16 protein-coding genes are annotated in these 18,727 nt (G+C 63.0%); 9 read left to right on the top strand and 7 right to left on the bottom strand.

The features are described 5' to 3' along the window. Nucleotides 1-61 precede the first annotated feature (61 nt). On the top strand, nucleotides 62-619 hold the full coding sequence (locus FJ953_RS28120) for a DUF2155 domain-containing protein (RefSeq protein ID WP_140625531.1): 558 nt from the start codon (nucleotides 62-64) through the stop codon (nucleotides 617-619). Between the two features lie 74 nt (nucleotides 620-693). Then, a complete protein-coding gene (locus FJ953_RS28115; protein WP_140561024.1) occupies nucleotides 694-1,077 on the top strand; it encodes a hypothetical protein in 384 nt (127 codons plus the stop codon). Nucleotides 1,078-1,089: 12 nt separating this feature from the next. Here FJ953_RS28115 and aat read toward each other — a convergent pair whose 3' ends face one another. From aat to FJ953_RS28085, 6 genes are all read right to left on the bottom strand, one after another. Continuing rightward, nucleotides 1,090-1,707 (bottom strand): leucyl/phenylalanyl-tRNA--protein transferase, encoded by a 618-nt coding sequence (gene aat, locus FJ953_RS28110; protein WP_140517639.1) that lies wholly within the window; start codon nucleotides 1,705-1,707, stop codon nucleotides 1,090-1,092. 27 nt (nucleotides 1,708-1,734) lie between these two features. Beyond that, nucleotides 1,735-3,078 carry an acetyl-CoA carboxylase biotin carboxylase subunit gene (gene accC, locus FJ953_RS28105; protein ID WP_140493663.1) on the bottom strand — a complete coding sequence of 448 codons (1,344 nt, stop codon included), beginning with the start codon at nucleotides 3,076-3,078 and terminating at the stop codon, nucleotides 1,735-1,737. A 10-nt stretch (nucleotides 3,079-3,088) separates the two neighbouring features. Continuing rightward, nucleotides 3,089-3,550 (bottom strand): acetyl-CoA carboxylase biotin carboxyl carrier protein, encoded by a 462-nt coding sequence (gene accB, locus FJ953_RS28100; protein ID WP_140493661.1) that lies wholly within the window; start codon nucleotides 3,548-3,550, stop codon nucleotides 3,089-3,091. Nucleotides 3,551-3,576: 26 nt separating this feature from the next. Next, nucleotides 3,577-4,011: a type II 3-dehydroquinate dehydratase gene (gene aroQ / locus FJ953_RS28095; protein WP_140517638.1), complete on the bottom strand. Its 435-nt coding sequence runs from the start codon at nucleotides 4,009-4,011 to the stop codon at nucleotides 3,577-3,579. A gap of 145 nt (nucleotides 4,012-4,156) precedes the next feature. Further along, nucleotides 4,157-4,960: a DsbA family protein gene (locus tag FJ953_RS28090; RefSeq protein ID WP_140517637.1), complete on the bottom strand. Its 804-nt coding sequence runs from the start codon at nucleotides 4,958-4,960 to the stop codon at nucleotides 4,157-4,159. A gap of 62 nt (nucleotides 4,961-5,022) precedes the next feature. Continuing rightward, nucleotides 5,023-6,414 carry a M48 family metalloprotease gene (locus FJ953_RS28085; RefSeq protein ID WP_140522130.1) on the bottom strand — a complete coding sequence of 464 codons (1,392 nt, stop codon included), beginning with the start codon at nucleotides 6,412-6,414 and terminating at the stop codon, nucleotides 5,023-5,025. A gap of 146 nt (nucleotides 6,415-6,560) precedes the next feature. Between FJ953_RS28085 and FJ953_RS28080 the strand changes: the two genes are divergently transcribed. Next, a complete protein-coding gene (locus tag FJ953_RS28080; protein ID WP_140522132.1) occupies nucleotides 6,561-7,709 on the top strand; it encodes an aminotransferase class I/II-fold pyridoxal phosphate-dependent enzyme in 1,149 nt (382 codons plus the stop codon). Nucleotides 7,710-7,713: 4 nt separating this feature from the next. Then, the gene (locus FJ953_RS28075) at nucleotides 7,714-8,643 is read left to right on the top strand and encodes a glutaminase (protein ID WP_140625530.1); all 930 of its coding nucleotides are present in this window, start codon (nucleotides 7,714-7,716) and stop codon (nucleotides 8,641-8,643) included. Between the two features lie 98 nt (nucleotides 8,644-8,741). Here the strand turns inward: FJ953_RS28075 and FJ953_RS28070 are convergent, their stop codons facing one another. After that, nucleotides 8,742-11,690: a ribonuclease E/G gene (locus FJ953_RS28070; RefSeq protein WP_140625529.1), complete on the bottom strand. Its 2,949-nt coding sequence runs from the start codon at nucleotides 11,688-11,690 to the stop codon at nucleotides 8,742-8,744. 650 nt (nucleotides 11,691-12,340) lie between these two features. On the opposite strand from FJ953_RS28070, the gene FJ953_RS28065 reads away from it, so the two are divergent. The 5 genes from FJ953_RS28065 (at nucleotide 12,341) to FJ953_RS28045 (ending at nucleotide 18,654) form a co-directional block, all read left to right on the top strand. Further along, a complete protein-coding gene (locus tag FJ953_RS28065) occupies nucleotides 12,341-13,591 on the top strand; it encodes an N-acetylmuramoyl-L-alanine amidase (RefSeq protein WP_140625528.1) in 1,251 nt (416 codons plus the stop codon). 213 nt (nucleotides 13,592-13,804) lie between these two features. Next, on the top strand, nucleotides 13,805-16,261 hold the full coding sequence (locus FJ953_RS28060) for a penicillin-binding protein 1A (RefSeq protein WP_140493638.1): 2,457 nt from the start codon (nucleotides 13,805-13,807) through the stop codon (nucleotides 16,259-16,261). A gap of 124 nt (nucleotides 16,262-16,385) precedes the next feature. Further along, a protein-coding gene (prfB, locus tag FJ953_RS28055; protein WP_140493636.1) for a peptide chain release factor 2 occupies nucleotides 16,386-17,517 on the top strand; the annotation gives its coding sequence in 2 pieces (ribosomal slippage) (nucleotides 16,386-16,451 and nucleotides 16,453-17,517; 1,131 coding nt in all). A 37-nt stretch (nucleotides 17,518-17,554) separates the two neighbouring features. Continuing rightward, on the top strand, nucleotides 17,555-17,974 hold the full coding sequence (locus FJ953_RS28050) for a GFA family protein (RefSeq protein ID WP_140517633.1): 420 nt from the start codon (nucleotides 17,555-17,557) through the stop codon (nucleotides 17,972-17,974). 308 nt (nucleotides 17,975-18,282) lie between these two features. Continuing rightward, nucleotides 18,283-18,654: a hypothetical protein gene (locus FJ953_RS28045; RefSeq protein WP_140493631.1), complete on the top strand. Its 372-nt coding sequence runs from the start codon at nucleotides 18,283-18,285 to the stop codon at nucleotides 18,652-18,654. Nucleotides 18,655-18,727 lie beyond the last annotated feature (73 nt).

Raw genomic sequence — 18,727 nt, 5'->3', positions numbered from 1 at the left:
AACGGCGACTAGCCTTTGTGATAGAGAGAATCACCCGGGCGCTAACCACCGGTATCCCCGCATGAGCATTTCCAGCCTGACATCGATGGGCGCACTGATGGTAGCCGCCGGGCTCACCTTTGGCACAGCGGCACTTGCCGCTTCGCCAACGCCGGCCGCACCCGCGCCGGCGCCGGGGTCGGATCGAATCACCAACCCGGTCGCCGAATTCGCCGGCATCGACAAGATCACCGGCCGCATCATCACCTTCGACGTCTATATCGACGAGACGGTGCAGTTCGGTGCTTTGCAGGTGACGCCGCGCGTCTGCTACTCCCGGCCGCAGAACGAGGAGCCGAAGACCGATTCTTTTGTCGAAGTCGACGAGATCACGCTCGACCGCAAGATCCGCCGCATCTTCACCGGTTGGATGTTTGCCGAAAGCCCTGGTCTCAATGCCGTGGAGCATGCCGTCTATGACGTCTGGCTGAAGGCCTGCAAGCAGAAGTCGGATGTGCCAGCGCCCGATTCGGCCAAGACCGAGGCGGCCAAGCCCGATACGGCCCAGCCCAATGCCACGGCCGCTCCGGCTGCGACCGAGCCGGAAGCAACGGAACCGCCTACGACCAGCACCAACTGATCCTTCGGAACCGCCCTGACGGCAACGCGTTGAGGCCCTGACGGCCATACGATGCGCGCCGGGAGGATTTTCCGATGTCTGCCAGAAAGCGGATCACCGCCAGCATCAAGGAACTGCTTGAGCTCGAAAAGGGCTTCTGGACAGGCGATTCGGCATTTTTCGCGGCCAATGCCGACACCGAGTGCCTCGTAGCATTTCCGCAGATGGCCCAGACCATGAGCAATGCCGATCTCGCCGAAACCGCCGCCGATCCCAAGCGATGGCGTGATCTCGAGATCGATCTCAAAGGCGTGGTCGAACCAGGCAGCGACATCGTCATCCTGGCCTATGAGGCGCATGCCGTGAGGGGCAATGGCGAAGCCTACGCGGCGCTGGTCAGCACCGGCTATGTCCATCGCGTCAACGGCTGGAAGATGATGTTCCATTCGCAGGCTCCGCTGGAAACGAAGGTCCGCTGACGGGCTGGATCATCAGGGGAAAAACACCGCTTCACCCTTCAGCGCGTCGGCCAGCATCTTCTCGTATTTGCCGCGCGGCACGTCGATTGCGCCGAAGCGCTTGAGGTGTTCGGTGGTGAACTGCGTGTCGAGCAGCGCGAAACCGCGCGCCTGCAGGCGTTCGACGAGATGCACAAGGCAGATCTTCGAAGCATCCGTTTCCCGGGAAAACATGCTTTCGCCGAAGAACACCCTCCCCAGGGAGACACCGTAGAGGCCGCCGACCAGCCGCTCCTCGCGCCAGGCCTCGACAGAATGGCAATGGCCGATACGATGCAACTGCACATAGGCCTCGCGGATCGGCGCGTTGATCCAGGTGGAACGGCGCTCCTCGCGCCTTTCGGCGCAGCCATCGATCGTCGCCTCGAAATCGAAGTCGAAACGGATGTCGAAGAGGTTTCGCCGAAGCGCCTTCTTCAGACTTTTCGGCGTGTGGAAGCGGTCGAGCGGAATGATGCCGCGCGTCTCCGGCCGCACCCAGAACACTTCCGGATCGGCGGCGCTTTCGGCCATCGGGAAGACGCCCGAGGCGTAGGCCTTGAGCAGAAGGTCGGTCGGGATACGATAGCCTGGCGCGTAGGGGCGAGTCATCGCTTCATTATAGCGGCAAGTCCGGGGCTATTCGCCTTTGGCCAGATATTTTTCCAGCCAGTGGATGTCATAGTCGCCATTGGCGATGTCGGCGTTGCCGACGAGGTCGCGAAACAGCGGCAACGTCGTCTTGATTCCGTCGACGACGAATTCGTCCAGCGCCCGGCGCAGCCGCATCATGCATTCGACGCGGTTGCGCCCGTGCACGATCAGCTTGCCGATCAGGCTGTCGTAGTAAGGCGGGATCTTGTACCCTGAATAGACGCCGGAATCGACACGGATGCCAAGGCCGCCTGGCGTGTGGAAATGGGTGATCGTGCCGGGCGAGGGCGTGAAGGTGCGCGGATCTTCTGCATTGATGCGGCACTCGATGGCATGGCCCTGGAAGCGGATGTCTTCCTGCTTGACCGAAAGACCGCCGCCCGAGGCGACACGGATCTGCTCATGCACCAGATCGATGCCGGTGATAGCCTCCGTCACCGGATGCTCTACCTGCAGGCGCGTGTTCATCTCGATGAAATAGAACTCGCCATTCTCGTAGAGGAACTCGATCGTGCCGGCGCCGGAATAGCCGAGGTCGGCGATGGCGTTGGCGCAGATATCGCCGATGCGCGAGCGTTCCTCGGCGTTGAGGGCGGGTGAGTTGGCCTCTTCCCAGACTTTCTGGTGGCGACGCTGCAAGGAGCAGTCGCGCTCGCCGAAATGCACGCCCCGGCCAAAGCCGTCGCCGAACACCTGAACCTCGATATGGCGCGGCTTTTGCAGGTACTTTTCAATATAGACGGCGTCATCGCCGAAGGCCGCGCCTGCTTCCGAGCGGGCCGTCTGCAAGGCGACTTCGAGGTCGGCCTCGGTATGCGCCACTTTCATGCCGCGTCCGCCGCCGCCGGCCGACGCCTTGATGATCACGGGATAGCCGATCTCTGCGGCGATGCGCTTGGCCTCCTTTTCCTCGGTCACCGCACCATCGGAGCCGGGAACCACCGGAATGCCGAGTCGCTTGGCGGTGCGCTTGGCTTCGATCTTGTCGCCCATGATGCGGATATGGTCGCCGGTCGGACCGATAAAGGTAATGTTATGCGCGGCCAATATGTCGGAAAACTTGGCGTTCTCCGACAGGAAACCGTAGCCGGGATGCACGGCGTCGGCGCCGGTGATCTCGCAGGCGGCGACGATCTGGTGGATATTGAGATAGCTGTCGCGCGATGGCGGTGGCCCGATGCATACGCTCTCGTCGGCGAGCCGAACATGCATGGCGTCGGCGTCGGCGGTCGAATGCACCACCACCGTCTGGATGCCAAGCTCCTTGCAGGCACGCAGCACCCGAAGCGCGATTTCGCCGCGATTGGCGATGAGAATCTTCTGGAACATTAGGGCCGCTCTACTCGATCACGACGAGCGGCATGCCGTATTCGACCGGCTGTGCGTCCTCGAACAGGATCGCCGTCACCGTGCCGGCGCGCGGCGACGGGATCTGGTTCATCGTCTTCATCGCTTCGATGATCAGCAGCGTCTGCCCTTCCTTGACGTTCTGGCCGATCTCGATGAACGGCTTGGCATCCGGCGAGGGCGCCAGGTAGGCGGTGCCGACCATGGGGGAGGCCACGGCGTTTTTCGACACGTCGGCCGCGGCCGGAACGGCTGCGGTGGCAGGTTGGGCCGCTGGCGCCGGCGCAAAGGCCGGCTGCGGCGCGGCTATCGCGTGAACCGCCGGCGCCTGCCGCGATACGCGCACCTTCAGGTCACCCAGCTCGACTTCGATCTCGGTGAGATTGGTGTCGTTCAGTATGCCCGCCAGGTCGCGGATCAGCTGCTGGTCAACACCGGTCTTCTTTATCGACATTTTCGAGCCTTCTGTTTGTTGGCCGGTCATAGGCGTGCGGCCAGCGCCTGAAGCGCCAGCGTGTAGCCGAGCGGCCCAAAGCCACAGATCATGCCGACAGCGACCGGCGCGACCATGGAGACGTGGCGGAATGATTCCCGCGCATGGATATTGGAAAGATGGACCTCGGCGACCGGCAGCGGCGCCACGGAACGAATGGCGTCGTGAATCGCGATCGAGGTGTGGCTATAGGCGCCGGGATTGATGACGATGCCGGCGGCCTTGTCGCCGGCTTCCTGGATCCAGTCGACGAGGTCGCCCTCGTGGTTCGACTGGCGGAAATCGATTTCGAGCCCGAGCGCCGCGCCCGCCTCTCTGCAGTCCTCCGCGATGGCGGCAAGCGTCTTGCCGCCATAGATGCCTGGCTCGCGCTTGCCGAGCGCGTTGAGATTGGGACCGTTCAGGACGAAAACCGTTTTCAAAAAATGCCGACCTTTTCCGGCACCGGCGTCAAACCGGCGCTGGGCCCTCTATAATGGGCATAGACGCCCGCGGAAAGAGCGCAAGTGCGTTCTTTCACTGTCCACAACAGGCGGAAATGCGCCCGTGAAGAAAACCCGCGGCCGATCAAAGCGCGGCTTTCGCCGCCTCGATCTTCTCCGCCAGGACTTCCTGTCCGAGCGCCCCGAACACGACCTCGTTGCCGACGACATAGGACGGCGTTCCGGTGATCGCCAGCTTGTTGGCGAGATCGTAGGTCTTGGAGAAGGCTTCGGTGATGGACGGGTCCTTCATCTTTTCACGCAGCGTCGCTTCATCGGCGCCGAGCGAAAGCGCGACCTTGATCGCCGCCGCCTCGGTGGCGCGACCCTGGCCGCCGAGCAGCGCATTGTGGAACTCGCCGTACTTCTGCGGCATCATCAGGTGGAAGGCCATCGAAACGACGCTGGCCTTCTGCGAATCCGGGCCGAGGATCGGGAACTCCTTGAGCACGAAACGCAGGTCCGGATCGGCCTTGGTCAGCGCCTGCATGTCTTCGATGGCGCGTTTGCAGAAGCCGCAATTGTAGTCGTAGAACTCGACGATCGTGACCTTGCCGTTCGGGTTCCCGACCACGCCGTCGAAGGAGGAGTTGAAGATCTGCTCCTTGGCGCCCTTGATGACGCCGAGATGGGCAATGCGCTGCTCTTCCTTCTGCTTGGCCTCGAGCGCATCCTGGACTTCCAGCAGCACTTCCGGATTCTTCAGGAGATAATCGCGGATGATGCCTTCGACCTCGGTGCGGTCGATCTTGGTATCGGCCGCTGCCGTCTGAAGCGGTTGCGCCGCACCGGCTTCCGCGATTTGCGGGCTGCCGGCCACGAAACCGAACGCCAGCATGGCAAGGGCTATCGCAACTCCCGTGGTGCCCAGCAACAGTGCCTTTTTCATCGTTCCGTTCCTTTGCCTGTTTTCCGGTCTGGCTGCGTCGCAGCGCACGGCCGGAAGGTTCATTATACCTTGCCCGACGGCTTGTAGTTTATGATGTCCTGGGCGCGAATCCATCGCGGCTCGCCGCGTTTGAGTTGCTGCTGCGCTCGCATGGCGAAGATCTTCGCATCCTTGTAGTTACCGGAATAGAAATGACCCTCGGCCGTGGCGAGCTCGGCGCCCGGTATGTCTCCCAATTCGCCATAGGCCTGCGCCAGATAGCGGTATCCCACGGAATTTTCCTTGTCGCGTCGCAAGCCGTTATTGATCTGCACCACGGCCTTTTTCAGAGCGTCTGGGGTGCCCGTCGCCATCAACGCCTGGCCGAGCGAAACCGGCAGCAATCCGGATCGCGCCTTGTCGAGGCTGACCGCCTTGGCGTAGGCATCGGCAGCTTCCTTGGGCTTGTTCGCCTTCATCAATATATCGCCGCGCAATTCCTGGAAATAGGCGTTGCCGGGCTGGGCCTTGATCAAGGCGTTGGTCTTGGCGAGTGCGGTGGCGATGTTGCCGAAAAGATAGGCCGATTGGGCCTCGCCATACTGCGCGGCAAGGCTGCCCTGCATCTTTCGCATCAGCCGCGACGCGGCGGCCTGGCCTTCCATGTAGACAGCGATCTTCACCCGCATCATGTCGTGGCGCAATTGCAGTGCCGGCGCATCGACCTTGTCGAGATAGGGGCTCTGCTTGACCAGCACTTCGAGGTTGGAGATTCGATCGCGCGGCATTGGATGGCTGATCCGGTAGGGATCGACCTGCGCGCCCGACAGCGACAAGGCCGTCTGGAAACGCTGAAACGTCTTCAGCATGCCCATGCCGGACTGGCCGGTGGCGTTGAGATAGGTGATCGCCGAGCGGTCGGCCGTCATCTCCTCGGTGCGCTGATAGGCGAGAATGCTGCGCTGCGCCATCTCGCCGCCGCCAGCCGCCACGCCCACGCCGGCGCCGGCAAGTCCGCGGCTGTTGGTGGTCGCCCCGGCGACCATGGCGCCAGCGCCCAGCAAGGTTGCGATGATGGCCATCGTCTTGGCGCGCTCGAGTTGGTCACGCAGTTTCTGCTGGTGGCCGCCGGCGATGTGGCCGGCCTCGTGGGCGATGACGCCGATGATCTCGTTGGGCGTTTCGGCTTCCATCAAGGCGCCCGTGTTGATGAACAGCCGGCGTCCGGTGACGAAGGCATTGAAGCTCTGGTCGTTGACCAGGACGATGTCGATGCCGTCATTCGCCAGACCGGCGGCCTTGAAGATCGGGCGGGCGTAGTCGCGCACCAGCGCCTCGATCTCGGCATCGCGCACCACCGGCACGTTCTGGGCGAAGGCGCTGATGGAACCAGACACCGCGACGGCGACGCCAAGCGAAAGCGTCGCAACGACGCGCGCTGCCCGGGCAACCATCGATTTGGGTCGGCTCAACATGACGTGTCCACTGGTAGACGAGCGGGCGAAAGATGAAAAGTCGGCACCGGAAAAACTTCCTCAACTTGTGATCCTCACACCAATCGGGCATTTGTGCGGCGCATGCGCCAGGATGTGGCGCGCTCAATCGTTGGATCGAGGTCAAAATGGTCGTTTCGCTCTCACGCCGTGGCAATGTCGAACCCTTCCACGCCATGGATGTGCTGGCCGAGGCGAACCGGCTGAGAGCGACGGGCGCGCCGGTCATTTCCATGGCCGTCGGCCAGCCGTCCGATCCGGCTCCGGCCCGCGTTCGTGCCGCGGCGGCCAGGGCTTTGCAGGACGGGCGCATTGGCTATACCGATGCGCTGGGCCTGGCTGGATTGCGCAAGGCGATCGCGGAACACTATGGGGATCACTATGGGCTTGATGTCGCGCCCGACCGGATCGCGGTCACGACGGGATCCTCGGCCGCCTTCAATCTCGCCTTCCTGGCAATGTTCGATCCTGGTGACCGGGTCGCCATCGCAGCGCCGGGCTACCCCGCCTATCGCAACATCATGGCGGCGCTCGGCATCGAAGTGATCGAGATAGAGCTCGGCGACGCGGCCTATCTTCATGCCGCTCACCTGGAGACCGCGCATCGCGAAAAACCGCTGAAGGGCGTGCTGTTCGCAAGTCCCGCCAACCCGACCGGCGCGGTCATTCCGGCCGATGATCTCGCGGACCTGGTCCGGACGGCGGAGGCGCTCGGCATTGCCGTCATCTCCGACGAGATCTACCACCGGCTGGCCTATGCGGCGCCCGACACCACGGCACTCGCCTTTGGCACCGGTGTCACGGCGATCAACTCCTTCTCGAAATACTATTGCATGACCGGCTGGCGCATCGGCTGGATGGTGCTGCCGGAAGCGCTGGTGCGGCCCATCGAGCGCATTGCGCAGAGCCTCTACATCTCGCCGCCGGAACTGTCGCAGGTCGCCGCAATCGAGGCCTTTGCCGCTACCGAGGAGCTAGAAGCGGTCAAGGGTCGCTATGCCTGGAACCGCGAGCTCCTGATGAAGCGTCTGCCGGAGCTCGGTTTTCCGCTCACAGCACCGATGGATGGCGCCTTCTATGCCTTTTGCGACGTCACCAGGCACAGCAATGACAGCATGGCTTTCGCCCGCAAGATGCTGGCCGAAGCGCATGTCGCGGCCACGCCCGGCCGTGATTTCGACACCCAGGCCGGGCACCGCACCATGCGTTTCTCCTATGCCGGCAGCCATGACGACATGGTCGAGGCATTGGCGCGCATCGAACGCTGGCTGAGGTAGATCCATGCCGGAACTCGAGCAGGCCCTGGCCGAAGTCGCGGTTGAAATGGCCGAACGCACCGATCGCGGCGAGGTCGCCACCTATATCCCGCAGCTCGGCAAGGTTGATCCGAAGAAATTCGGCATCGCAGCCGTCACCAATGACGGTCGTGTGCTGATGGCGGGCGACGCCGACCAGCCCTTTTCGATCCAGAGCATCTCGAAAGTGTTCACCTTGACGCTCGCGCTGGGCAATGTCGGCGACGCGCTGTGGAAGCGGGTAGGGCGCGAGCCTTCGGGCAATCCGTTCAACTCGATCGTGCAGCTCGAGCATGAGAACGGCATTCCGCGCAATCCCTTTATCAATGCCGGCGCCATTGTCATTTCCGACATCCTGCTTGCCGGCCACCAGCCGCGCGAGGCGATCGGCGAGATCCTGCGCTTCATCCAGTTCCTCGCCGACGACGATACCATCATCATCGACCGCGAGGTGGCGGCGTCGGAGCGCGCCACCGGCTATCGCAATTTCGCGCTCGCCAACTACATGAAATCCTTCGGGAATCTTCATCATGCGCCGGAGCTGGCGCTCGGCGTCTATTTCCATCATTGCGCCATCGCCATGAGCTGCCGGCAGCTGGCGATGGCCGGTCGGTTCCTCGCCAATGGCGGCAAGAATCCGGCGACCGGACATTCCGTGGTGTCGGCCGAGCGGGCACGCCGCATCGGCGCCATGATGCTGACCTGCGGCCACTATGACGGCTCCGGTGATTTTGCCTTCCGCGTCGGCATTCCGGGCAAGAGCGGCGTCGGCGGCGGCATATTGGGCATCGTGCCCGGCGTCGCCTCGCTCGCCGTCTGGTCGCCCGGCCTCAACGCCAACGGCAATTCCAAGCTGGGCTCTATCGCCCTGGAGAAGCTCGCCAGGATGATGAACTGGTCGATCTTCGCGCCGTAACGCTCTGTCGGAAAAGCTGGATATGAAAAATCCCGCACCGTCTTTCGACCGGCGCGGGATTTTTTTTATTCAGGAAGTCAGTTCAAAGGGCTGAAATCTCAGAAGAAACCTTTCCGCTGCCACCAGCCGGCGCGCTTCGGCTTCTCTTCGGTCTTGGTTTCCGGCTCTTCGGCGACGGCCGAGGAAACCACCGGCACGATCGGCGCATCGATGGCCGCCGGCTTGCGTCGTGACGGACGGGCCTTCGGTGTTTCCTCGGCGGTCGCTGCCGCCGCCTCGTCCGATGCCGTGGCTGGCGTCTCGGCGGGTGCCGGAACTGCCAGTTCAGCGATCGGCTCCTCGGCGACAGCCTCGGCGGCTGCCTTCTTCGGCTTGGCTGCGCGCCGCGGCTTCTTGGGCTTCTCGGCGGTCGTCGCCTCGTCGCTCACTGGAGCCACCGGCTCTTCCGCAGCCACGACGGTTACCGGCTCGATCGCAGGCTCGCTTTCGGAAGCATCGACCCCGGAAGGTTCGGTCGCTTCATCGGCGCTTGCCTCGGCCTCGCCTTCGCCGTCCTCGCGCCGGTTGCGCTTGCCGCCGCGCTTGCCGCGGCGACGCTTCTTGCCCTGGCCCTCGTCGGATGCTTCCGCCGTTTCGGCAGTTCCGGCCGCGGGGACCGGAGCCTCGTCGCCGGCTTCCGCCTCGTCACGGCTCAACAGGTTTTCCGATGTGGACAACTCGTCGGCCTGCGCCGACACGGAAGCACCGTCGGTGTGGCCATGTTCTCGATCGCGATCCTTGCCGCCGCGGCGTCTGCGACGCTTGCGGCGCTTGCGGTCGCGGCCTTCGCCCTCTTCGCCGGGCCTCTGCTGGTGCTGACCTTGCTGCGGCTGACGCGGCTGTTCGGCCTGAGCCGGTGCTTCGTCTTCCTCCTCGACGATGGTCTCATCCTCGAGCTCTTCCGGTTCGACATAGGCCGGCAGGGTGCGTGCCTCGACGAAGCCTTCAGGCTTTTCGGCCAGCGCGCCGCGGAAGATCGCATAATGCTGCGAACCGACCGTGTCGTCGGCCTCAAGCGTAATGGTCAGGCCGAAGCGGCTTTCCAGTTCCACCAGCGTGCCGCGCTTGTGGTTGAGCACATAGAGCGCGGTCGCCGCGGGCGTGCGAACTGTGATGTGGCTGCGCGAATCCTTGAGCAGGAACTCCTCGATCGCCCTGACCACCATCAGCGCGACAGACGAATCGGAGCGCACATGGCCGGTGCCGCCGCAATGCGGGCAAGGCTTCATGGTCGATTCCAGCACGCTGGCGCGGATGCGCTGGCGCGACATCTCCATCAGGCCGAAATGCGAGATGCGGCCGACCTGGATGCGCGCGCGGTCGTTCTTGAGATGATCCTTCAACCGCTTCTCGACGGCACGGTTGTTGCGGTTCTCCTCCATGTCGATGAAGTCGATGACGATCAGGCCGGCAAGGTCGCGCAGCCTGAGCTGGCGGGCGACTTCCTCCGCCGCTTCCAGATTGGTGTGGAGCGCGGTGTCCTCGATCGAGTGCTCCTTGGTCGAGCGGCCCGAATTGACGTCGATGGCGACCAGCGCCTCGGTCTGGTTGATGATGATGTAGCCGCCGCTCTTCAGCGTCACTTGCGGCTGCAGCATGCGGTCAAGCTGCGCCTCGATGCCATTGCGCACGAAGATCGGCGTCGTATCGCGGAACGGCTGAACCACCTTCGCGTGGCTCGGCATCAGCATGCGCATGAAGTCCTTGGCCTCGCGGTAGCCCTCTTCGCCGGAGACGAGGATCTCATCGATGTCCTTGTTGTAGAGGTCGCGCACCGAACGCTTGATCAGGCTGCCTTCCTCGTAGACGAGGGCAGGGGCCGTGGACTGGAGCGTGAGATTGCGCACGTTCTCCCAAAGCCGCATCAGATATTCGTAATCGCGCTTGATCTCGGCCTTGGTGCGGCTCTCGCCAGCGGTGCGCAGGATGACGCCCATGCCTTGCGGCACTTCGAGATCGGCGACCACTTCCTTGAGGCGCTTGCGGTCGACAGCACTGGTGATCTTGCGCGAAATTCCGCCGCCGCGCGCCGTGTTCGGCATCAGCACGGAATAGCGACCGGCAAGCGACAGATAGGTGGTGAGCGCCGCGCCCTTGTTGCCGCGCTCTTCCTTGACGACCTGCACCAGCAGGATCTGGCGGCGCTTGATCACTTCCTGGATCTTGTACTGGCGGCGCATCGGCTTGCGGCGGTTGCGCGCTTCCTCCAGGGCATCCTCGGCACCGACCGATTCGACCTCGTGATCGTCCGGATGCGAAGACTGAACCTCTTCCAGCATGCCGCGATCATCGTCGCTGGATTCGCTGCCCTGTTCCGTCAGCGGGACGGGTTCGGAAATCACATCGGCGTCGACGGAGGCGGCGATCGACGTCGGGCCGCCCTCGCGGGTCTCGCCTTCGTTCTGCCCAGAAGATTCGTCGCCCTGCTCGGGGGAGGCTTCGCCACGATTGGATGCATCCGCGGCCTGTTCCGAGATATCGGCCGCATGTTCGATGGTTTCCGAACCGTGGGAAGTGTTCTCCGAGACGGCGTCATTGCCATTGTCGGCGTCGCCTGCCTCGCCGGCCGTTTCGGTTGCCTCGTCGGCATCGGCCCCGCTCGCATCGCGCTTGTGTTCTGCGCGGTCGCGGCCCTTGCCGCCGCGCCGGCGCCCGCGCCGGCCGCGATCGCGGCTCTGGCGGTCGTCGCCTTCGCCGTCCTCATCGTCCTCGTCCTCGGCTTCCTGCGCTTCGGCGCGCAGCAGCGCCTGACGGTCGGCGACGGGGATCTGGTAGTAGTCGGGGTGTATTTCACTGAAGGCGAGGAAACCGTGACGGTTGCCGCCATATTCGACAAAGGCTGCCTGAAGGGAGGGTTCGACGCGCGTTACGCGGGCGAGATAGATGTTTCCTTTGAGCTGCTTCTTGTCCTGTGATTCAAAGTCGAATTCTTCGATACGATTACCGCGTACGACGACAACGCGTGTTTCCTCCGGGTGGGAGGCGTCTATCAGCATTTTGTTGGGCATTATTTCGTTTCCCCCCGGCAGCCGTCAGCCGCAGCTTGCGGCGCAAAGGCCGCTGCTGTGTGTCTGGATGAATGTGGGTGCCGGATGTCTGAATGTCCGCCGGACGGTGCCTGCGCGCCATGGCGGTGCCGCCCGCAGCCATATTGGCGCGGTTTGATGCGGACCTTTCCATGATTGCGCTTGAAGCCATCGTCACCAGCAGAACCTTTTGAACCAAAGCCCGGAAACCGGACCAGCTTGTTTGCTCATACAGAGCCGGCGCGGGACAAACCCGGCCGTTTTCCTCACGCAGGCGATTCCCCCGCCACGGGCGCACACCTGCGAAATTCGTCGCGATCACCTGAACCCTTCTCGCATGGAGCGAAAGGAGCCGCCTTTCGTCTCACCTGTAGCGGGAAGCTGCGGAGGAGGGCGGTTCCAGGATTGCAGTGATCCACTATCGCTTTTATGATTTGGCGGGTTGGAAGGCAACCCCGATTTCCGACGCCGGCAAAAGCGGTTCCGCCACGTAAGCACGGGTCCGGGCCTCGCGTGAAAAGGCTTGGTTAACCTTCTCTGGATACCAATCGTTAATCGAGTTCGCGGCCTAACCGGCACTTCGACTACATGACCGGGCGCCTTGGCGCCAAACCGGGAGCGACTGCAAAGAGATGGTACTGGCAGGCTTCACAGACAAGGGCAGTCGTGCCGGCGGCCGTTTGCTCGCGATCTTCTGCCTCCTGCTGTCGATGACCATCTCGTTGGTCGCCAACGCCGCCGATGCCCCGCTCACGGCAACCGGTTACAAGATGGCGGGCGATGCCACCAAGATGCGCATCGTCATGGATTTCGACCGCGAGCCCGACGTCAAATGGTTCCTTTTGCGCGGGCCCAATCGTCTGGTCATCGATCTGGCGAATACGAAGTTAGCCATCGATGCCAAGGATTTGAAGCCTCGCGGGCTGGTCAAGGGCGTGCGCCTGGGTGAGTTGGAGGCAGGCGTGTCGCGGCTGGTTCTCACCGGGAAGGGGCCGTTCGCGGTCGACAAGCTCGATGTTCTCAAGAACGAGGACGGCGCGGGCTACCGCATCGCCATCGACATGTCGGCGGCCTCCGAACGCGAGTTCGACACTGCCCTTGCCAATCAGGCGCTGACCACCGGTTCCACGGTTTCGACCGACAAGGGCGGGCGGGTCGGCACCGGGCCGGTCTCCAATCCGGGCCATCGCTTCACCGTCGTCATCGATCCGGGCCATGGCGGCGTCGATGGCGGTGCCGAGGGCCTGAACGGCACCGTCGAAAAGAACGTCACGCTGGCTTTCGCCACGGAACTGCGCGACAAGCTCGCCGCCGTCGGCAGATACGATGTCTTCATGACGCGCGACACCGACGAATATTTGCGGCTGGACGACCGCGTGCGCATCGCTCGCCAGCATGAGGCCGACCTGCTCATCTCCATTCATGCCGACACTATCAGCCTCAAGGGCATCCGTGGCGCGACCGTATATACCGTTTCCGACAAGGCTTCGGATCCGGAAGCGCAGGCGCTTGCCGACCGTGAAAATCTCTCGGACCAGTTCGCCGGCATGGTGATCAAGGACGACAACAAGGAAGTCACCGATATCCTGATCGACCTGATCCGCCGCGAGACCCACACCTTTTCGATGAGTTTCGCCCACACGCTGGTCGGCCAGTTGTCGACCAGCGTCGGCCTCATCAACAATCCGCAGCGTTCCGCTGGGTTCAAGGTGCTGAAAGCGCCTGACGTCCCCTCCGTGCTGGTCGAACTAGGCTATCTCTCGAATGCCAAGGACGAGGCGCAACTGCTCGACGCCGACTGGCGCGGCAAGGCGGCGCAAAGCATCACCAACGCCGTCGCGCTGTTCGCTTCCGCGCGTGCCGGAACGGGAACCGGGGGCTGAAATGCCTGACGACGCCTGCAACCACAGGCAGCGTTGCGCGGCGACAACACCCGACGCTTTTATTTCCGACTCACGGCCGCGAAATCCGGCCTTGCCGTATTTTGCCCACATGGTAGCGACATGGGTTTTCCATTACGGGTTGGGACCGGCTCGAATGCTTGCGCGGAAGGCGGCTTCGTTTAGGAAATTCCCGAACCAAGGACTGGAGCGGGCATGATTCGTCTCATTGGCTATTTCTTCGGTATCGGCACGACGCTGGCCCTGCTGGTCGCGGCGGGGGTTGCCATCTATATCGGGCATTTGTCCAAGGATCTGCCCGACTATGAGGTGCTGGCCAAGTACGAGCCGCCGGTGACCACCCGAATCCATGCCTCGGACGGCGCGCTGATGGCCGAGTACGCGCGCGAACGGCGCCTGTATTTGCCGATCCAGGCCATCCCCGACCGCGTCAAGGCGGCCTTCCTGTCGGCCGAGGACAAGAATTTCTACAACCACCCCGGCATTGACGTGACCGGCCTGGGCCGCGCTATCATCGTCAACCTGCAGAATTTCGGCTCGGGCAGGCGTCAGGTTGGCGCCTCGACGATCACCCAGCAGGTGGCGAAGAATTTTCTGCTGACCTCGGACCAGACCTACGAGCGCAAGATCAAGGAAATGATCCTCGCCTTCCGCATCGAGCAGGCCTATTCCAAGGACCGCATTCTCGAACTCTACCTCAACGAAATCTTCTTCGGTTTCGGCGCCTATGGCGTGGCGGGTGCCGCGCTCACTTATTTCGACAAGTCGGTGAACGAGCTGACCGTGGCCGAGGCCGCCTATCTGGCCTCGCTGCCCAAGGGGCCGAACAATTATCACCCCTTCAAGCATGCCGACCGCGCGCTTGAGCGCCGCAACTGGGTCATCGACCAGATGGTCGAGAACGGCTACGTTACGCGCGAGGAAGGCGACAAGGCCAAGGCGGAGCCCCTCGGCGTCACACCGCGCCGCAACGGCACCTATCTGTTCGCCGGCGAATACTTCACCGAGGAGGTGCGCCGCCAGATCATCGCCCGCTACGGCGAGAACGCGCTCTATGAAGGCGGCCTGTCCGTCCGCACCACGCTCGACCCGAAGATCCAGCTCATCGCCCGCAAGGCGATGCAGAACGGCTTGATCAAATACGACACGCTGCGCGGCTACCGCGGGCCGCTGAAGACGATCGACGTGTCCGGCGACTGGGGTGTGCCGCTGGGCAATGTGAAGGGACTGGAAGACGTTCCCGAATGGAAGCTCGCAGTCGTGCTCGACAGTTCGGCATCCGGCCTGTCGATTGGCTTGCAGCCGGCACGCCAGGCGTCGGGCGACATCGTCAAGGAGCGCGTCGAAGGCACCGTCAGCAAGGAAGACATGGGCTTTGCCATGCGCCATGTGGTCGGCGGCAAGACGGTCAGGGCCAAGTCGCCGGCCGATGTGCTGAAGCCGGGCGACGTCGTCTTCGTCCAGAAGAACGAAGGCTCCGACGACGCCTACAGCCTGCGCCAGGTCCCCGAAGTGGAAGGCGGCCTAATCGCCATGGATCCACACACCGGCCGCGTGCTGGCCATGGTCGGCGGCTTCTCCTACGCGCAGTCGGAGTTCAACCGCGCCACCCAGGCCATGCGCCAGCCCGGCTCTTCGTTCAAGCCGATCGTCTATTCCGCGGCGCTCGACAATGGCTATACGCCGGCGTCGGTGATCATGGACGGGCCGATTACCATCCAGAGCGGCAACACGACCTGGACGCCGAAGAACTACGACGGCACGGTCGCTGGTCCGGCAACCCTGCGCTCCGGCATCGAAAAGTCGCGCAACCTGATGACTGTGCGCCTCGCCAACGACATGGGCATGAAGCTGGTCGTCGAATATGCCGAGCGTTTCGGCGTCTATGACCATCTGGCGCCGTATTTGCCGATGGCGCTGGGCTCCGGCGAGACGACGGTGATGCGCATGGTTTCGGCCTATTCGATCATGGCCAATGGCGGCAAGTCGATCAAGCCGACATTGATCGACCGTATCCAGGACCGCTACGGCAAGACCGTCTTCAAGCAGGACGAACGCGGCTGCGAAGGCTGCAACGCGGCCGAATGGCAGAACCAGCCCGAACCTGAGCTTGTCGATAATTCCGAACAGGTTCTCGATCCGATGACCGCCTACCAGATCACCTCGATGATGGAAGGCGTCGTCCAGCGCGGCACCGGCGCCACCATCGCCGAGCTCGGACGCCACATCGCCGGCAAGACCGGCACCACCAACGACGAAAAGGACGCCTGGTTCATCGGTTACACGCCAAACCTCGTCGTCGGCCTCTATATGGGCTACGACACGCCGCGCGGCCTTGGCCATGGCGCCACCGGCGGCGGCCTCGCCGCTCCTATCTTCAAGGATTTCATGCGCGTGGCGCTGGATGGCACGCCCAATGTCGACTTCAAGGTTCCCGAAGGCATGAATCTGGTCGCCATCAACCGCAAGACCGGCATGCGGGCCAATTCGGGCGATCCCGGCACCATCATCGAGGCCTTCAAGCCGGGCACCGGGCCAGCCGACAGCTATTGGGTGATCGGCATGGGCGCCGACGGGTCCAATGCCTCCGGCGGCGCGCTGTCGCCTCAGGCCAACCAGGCCATCCAGTCGGGCGGCGGCGGCCTCTACTGACGGGTATGCATGCAGGATTGGGCCGGCCCTGGGCCGGTCCAATTTGCTTTACAGGCGGCGGCGCCGTCCCTATGTATCGCGCCGACCAGGCGTCACTTTCAGCAACAGGATAAAACACCAGGCCATGCGCGCGGAAACGCAGAATATTGTCGACGAGATCAGGCAGGCGATTACCCTGCTGAGGAGGCATCTTTGACTGGGATCAGGCCATAAAGCGGCTTGAATATCTCAACGTCCGCGCCGAGGACGCCAGCCTCTGGAACGAACCGCTGGAAGCGCAGAAGCTGATGCGCGAGCGCCAGGGCCTCGAGGAAGGCATCGCGGCGGTCAGGGGCCTGACCCAGGCGCTGGAAGACAATATCGGCCTGATCGAACTCGGCGAGGAAGAGGGCGACGAGAGCGTCGTTGCCGAGGCTGAGGCAGCGATCCGCTCGATGCAAGGCGAGGCGAAGGCCCGCCAGGTCGAGACGCTGCTGTCGGGCGAAGCCGACGCCAACGACACCTATCTCGAAATCCACGCAGGCGCCGGCGGCACCGAAAGCCAGGATTGGGCCTCGATGTTGCTGCGCATGTACACGCGCTGGGCCGAGCGCCGCCGCTTCAAGGTAGAGGTGCTGGAAGTGCATGACGGCGAAGAAGCCGGCATCAAGTCCGCGACGCTGCTGATCAAGGGCCACAATGCCTATGGCTGGCTGAAGACGGAGTCCGGCGTCCACCGGCTGGTGCGCATTTCACCTTATGACAGCAACGCGCGCCGGCACACGTCCTTCGCCAGCGTCTGGGTCTATCCCGTCATCGACGATACGATCGAGATCGACGTTTCCGAATCCGACGTGCGCATCGACACCTATCGTTCGTCCGGTTCAGGCGGCCAGCACGTCAACACCACCGATTCGGCGGTGCGCATTACCCATCTCGCCACCGGTATAGCGGTCGCCTGCCAGGCCGAACGTTCGCAGCACAAAAATCGGGCAAAGGCCTGGGAGATGCTGCGCTCGCGGCTTTACGAGGAAGAGCTGAAGAAGCGCGAAGCCGTCGCCAACGCCACCGAAGCATCGAAGAGCGACATTGGCTGGGGTCACCAGATCCGCTCCTACGTGCTGCAGCCCTATCAGCTGGTGAAGGATCTGCGTACTGGCGTCGAAAGCACCAGCCCGTCGAGCGTGCTCGATGGCGACCTCGATGACTTCATGGAAGCCTCGCTGTCGCAACGCATCGAGGGTGGTGCTGGGGAAGCGGTGGCGGACCTGGATTAGGGCCGGCGCCTACAGTGCCACACATTTGGATTGGATGATGGCTCGCAAGCTTGTTGGAAAGTGCTTCTGCGGCGCGGTGCACTATGCGGTCGCTGACGAGTTCCTGTACGCGGCGAATTGCCATTGCTCGAACTGCCGGCGCACGACAGGTTCGGCTTTCAAGCCCTTCGCGGGCATCGAACGCGCCAAGTTTGTCCTGACCAAGGGCCACGACATGTTGCTGGTCTTCGGCGACGACAACGGCCATGACGCGCACTGCAAGCGGTGCGGTTCGCTGCTCTATTCGGTCGTGCGCCAGGGCGCCTTCGTCCATGTCGCGATGGGAACGCTCGTCGACAACCCGAGCATCCGCCCGACCGAGCATATCTTCGTCGGTTCCAAGGCGCCGTGGTACACGATCAGCGACGGCCTGCCGCAGTATGACGAACACGTGATCACAGGACCTGCTGGCGAATAGGCCGGAACTTCTCTCGCTGAATCTCGTTATCTGCGATCCCGTCTGCTGGGCATGGTTGTGCCTGCCTATCCAATCGAGAGACGGCGCCTGTTTTCTGTTGCCGATGCGCGGCATTCAGCCTGCGACATCGGCATGCAGTGGTTTCTTGCGCCGACTCACAAATCGGCCCACCATCCATGGTCGAGGGGAGACAAAAGCATCTATGGCCGGGCGCGGCAGAAATGCCTGCTGACGATCCGGCCGCTGGGAAGACACGTTTCAGGAACGGGCAAGCGAAACGCTTGATGCTCGTCGAAAGGAGCGCTTCCATGTCTGCTGCCCCATCAAAATCGGCTCGGGCCGCGGTGGGCCGACTCATGCTCTGCCTGCTTGCAATCGCAGCGATTGCGTTGCCGATGGCGCCTGCCTTCGCCCACGACGCCAAGCCTACAGCGGCGAAGCCGCTGGGTTGGAGCTATCCATTCGCATGCTGCGCTAACTACGATTGCCGCACGGCCCATACTGGCGAGGTTTTGGAAAAACCCGAGGGTTATGTGATCGCCGGCACGGGGGAAGTTGTCCCGATGACCGACAAGCGTGTGAAGGACAGCCCGGACGGCGAATTCCACTGGTGCGCGCATCAAGCGGGTCTAGACGCCGGTAAGACGATCTGCCTGTTCGTGCCGCCGCGCTCCTACTAGAGCATTTCCTATTTTGGGAGAATCGTAGGATTCCCAAAACCGGATGTTTGTGATTCAAGATGCTGGCTGGATT

This window comes from Mesorhizobium sp. B2-3-6 (genome assembly GCF_006442305.1).
Classification (GTDB): Bacteria; Pseudomonadota; Alphaproteobacteria; order Rhizobiales; family Rhizobiaceae; genus Mesorhizobium.
This window is presented reverse-complemented; position numbering and strand designations above follow the sequence as displayed.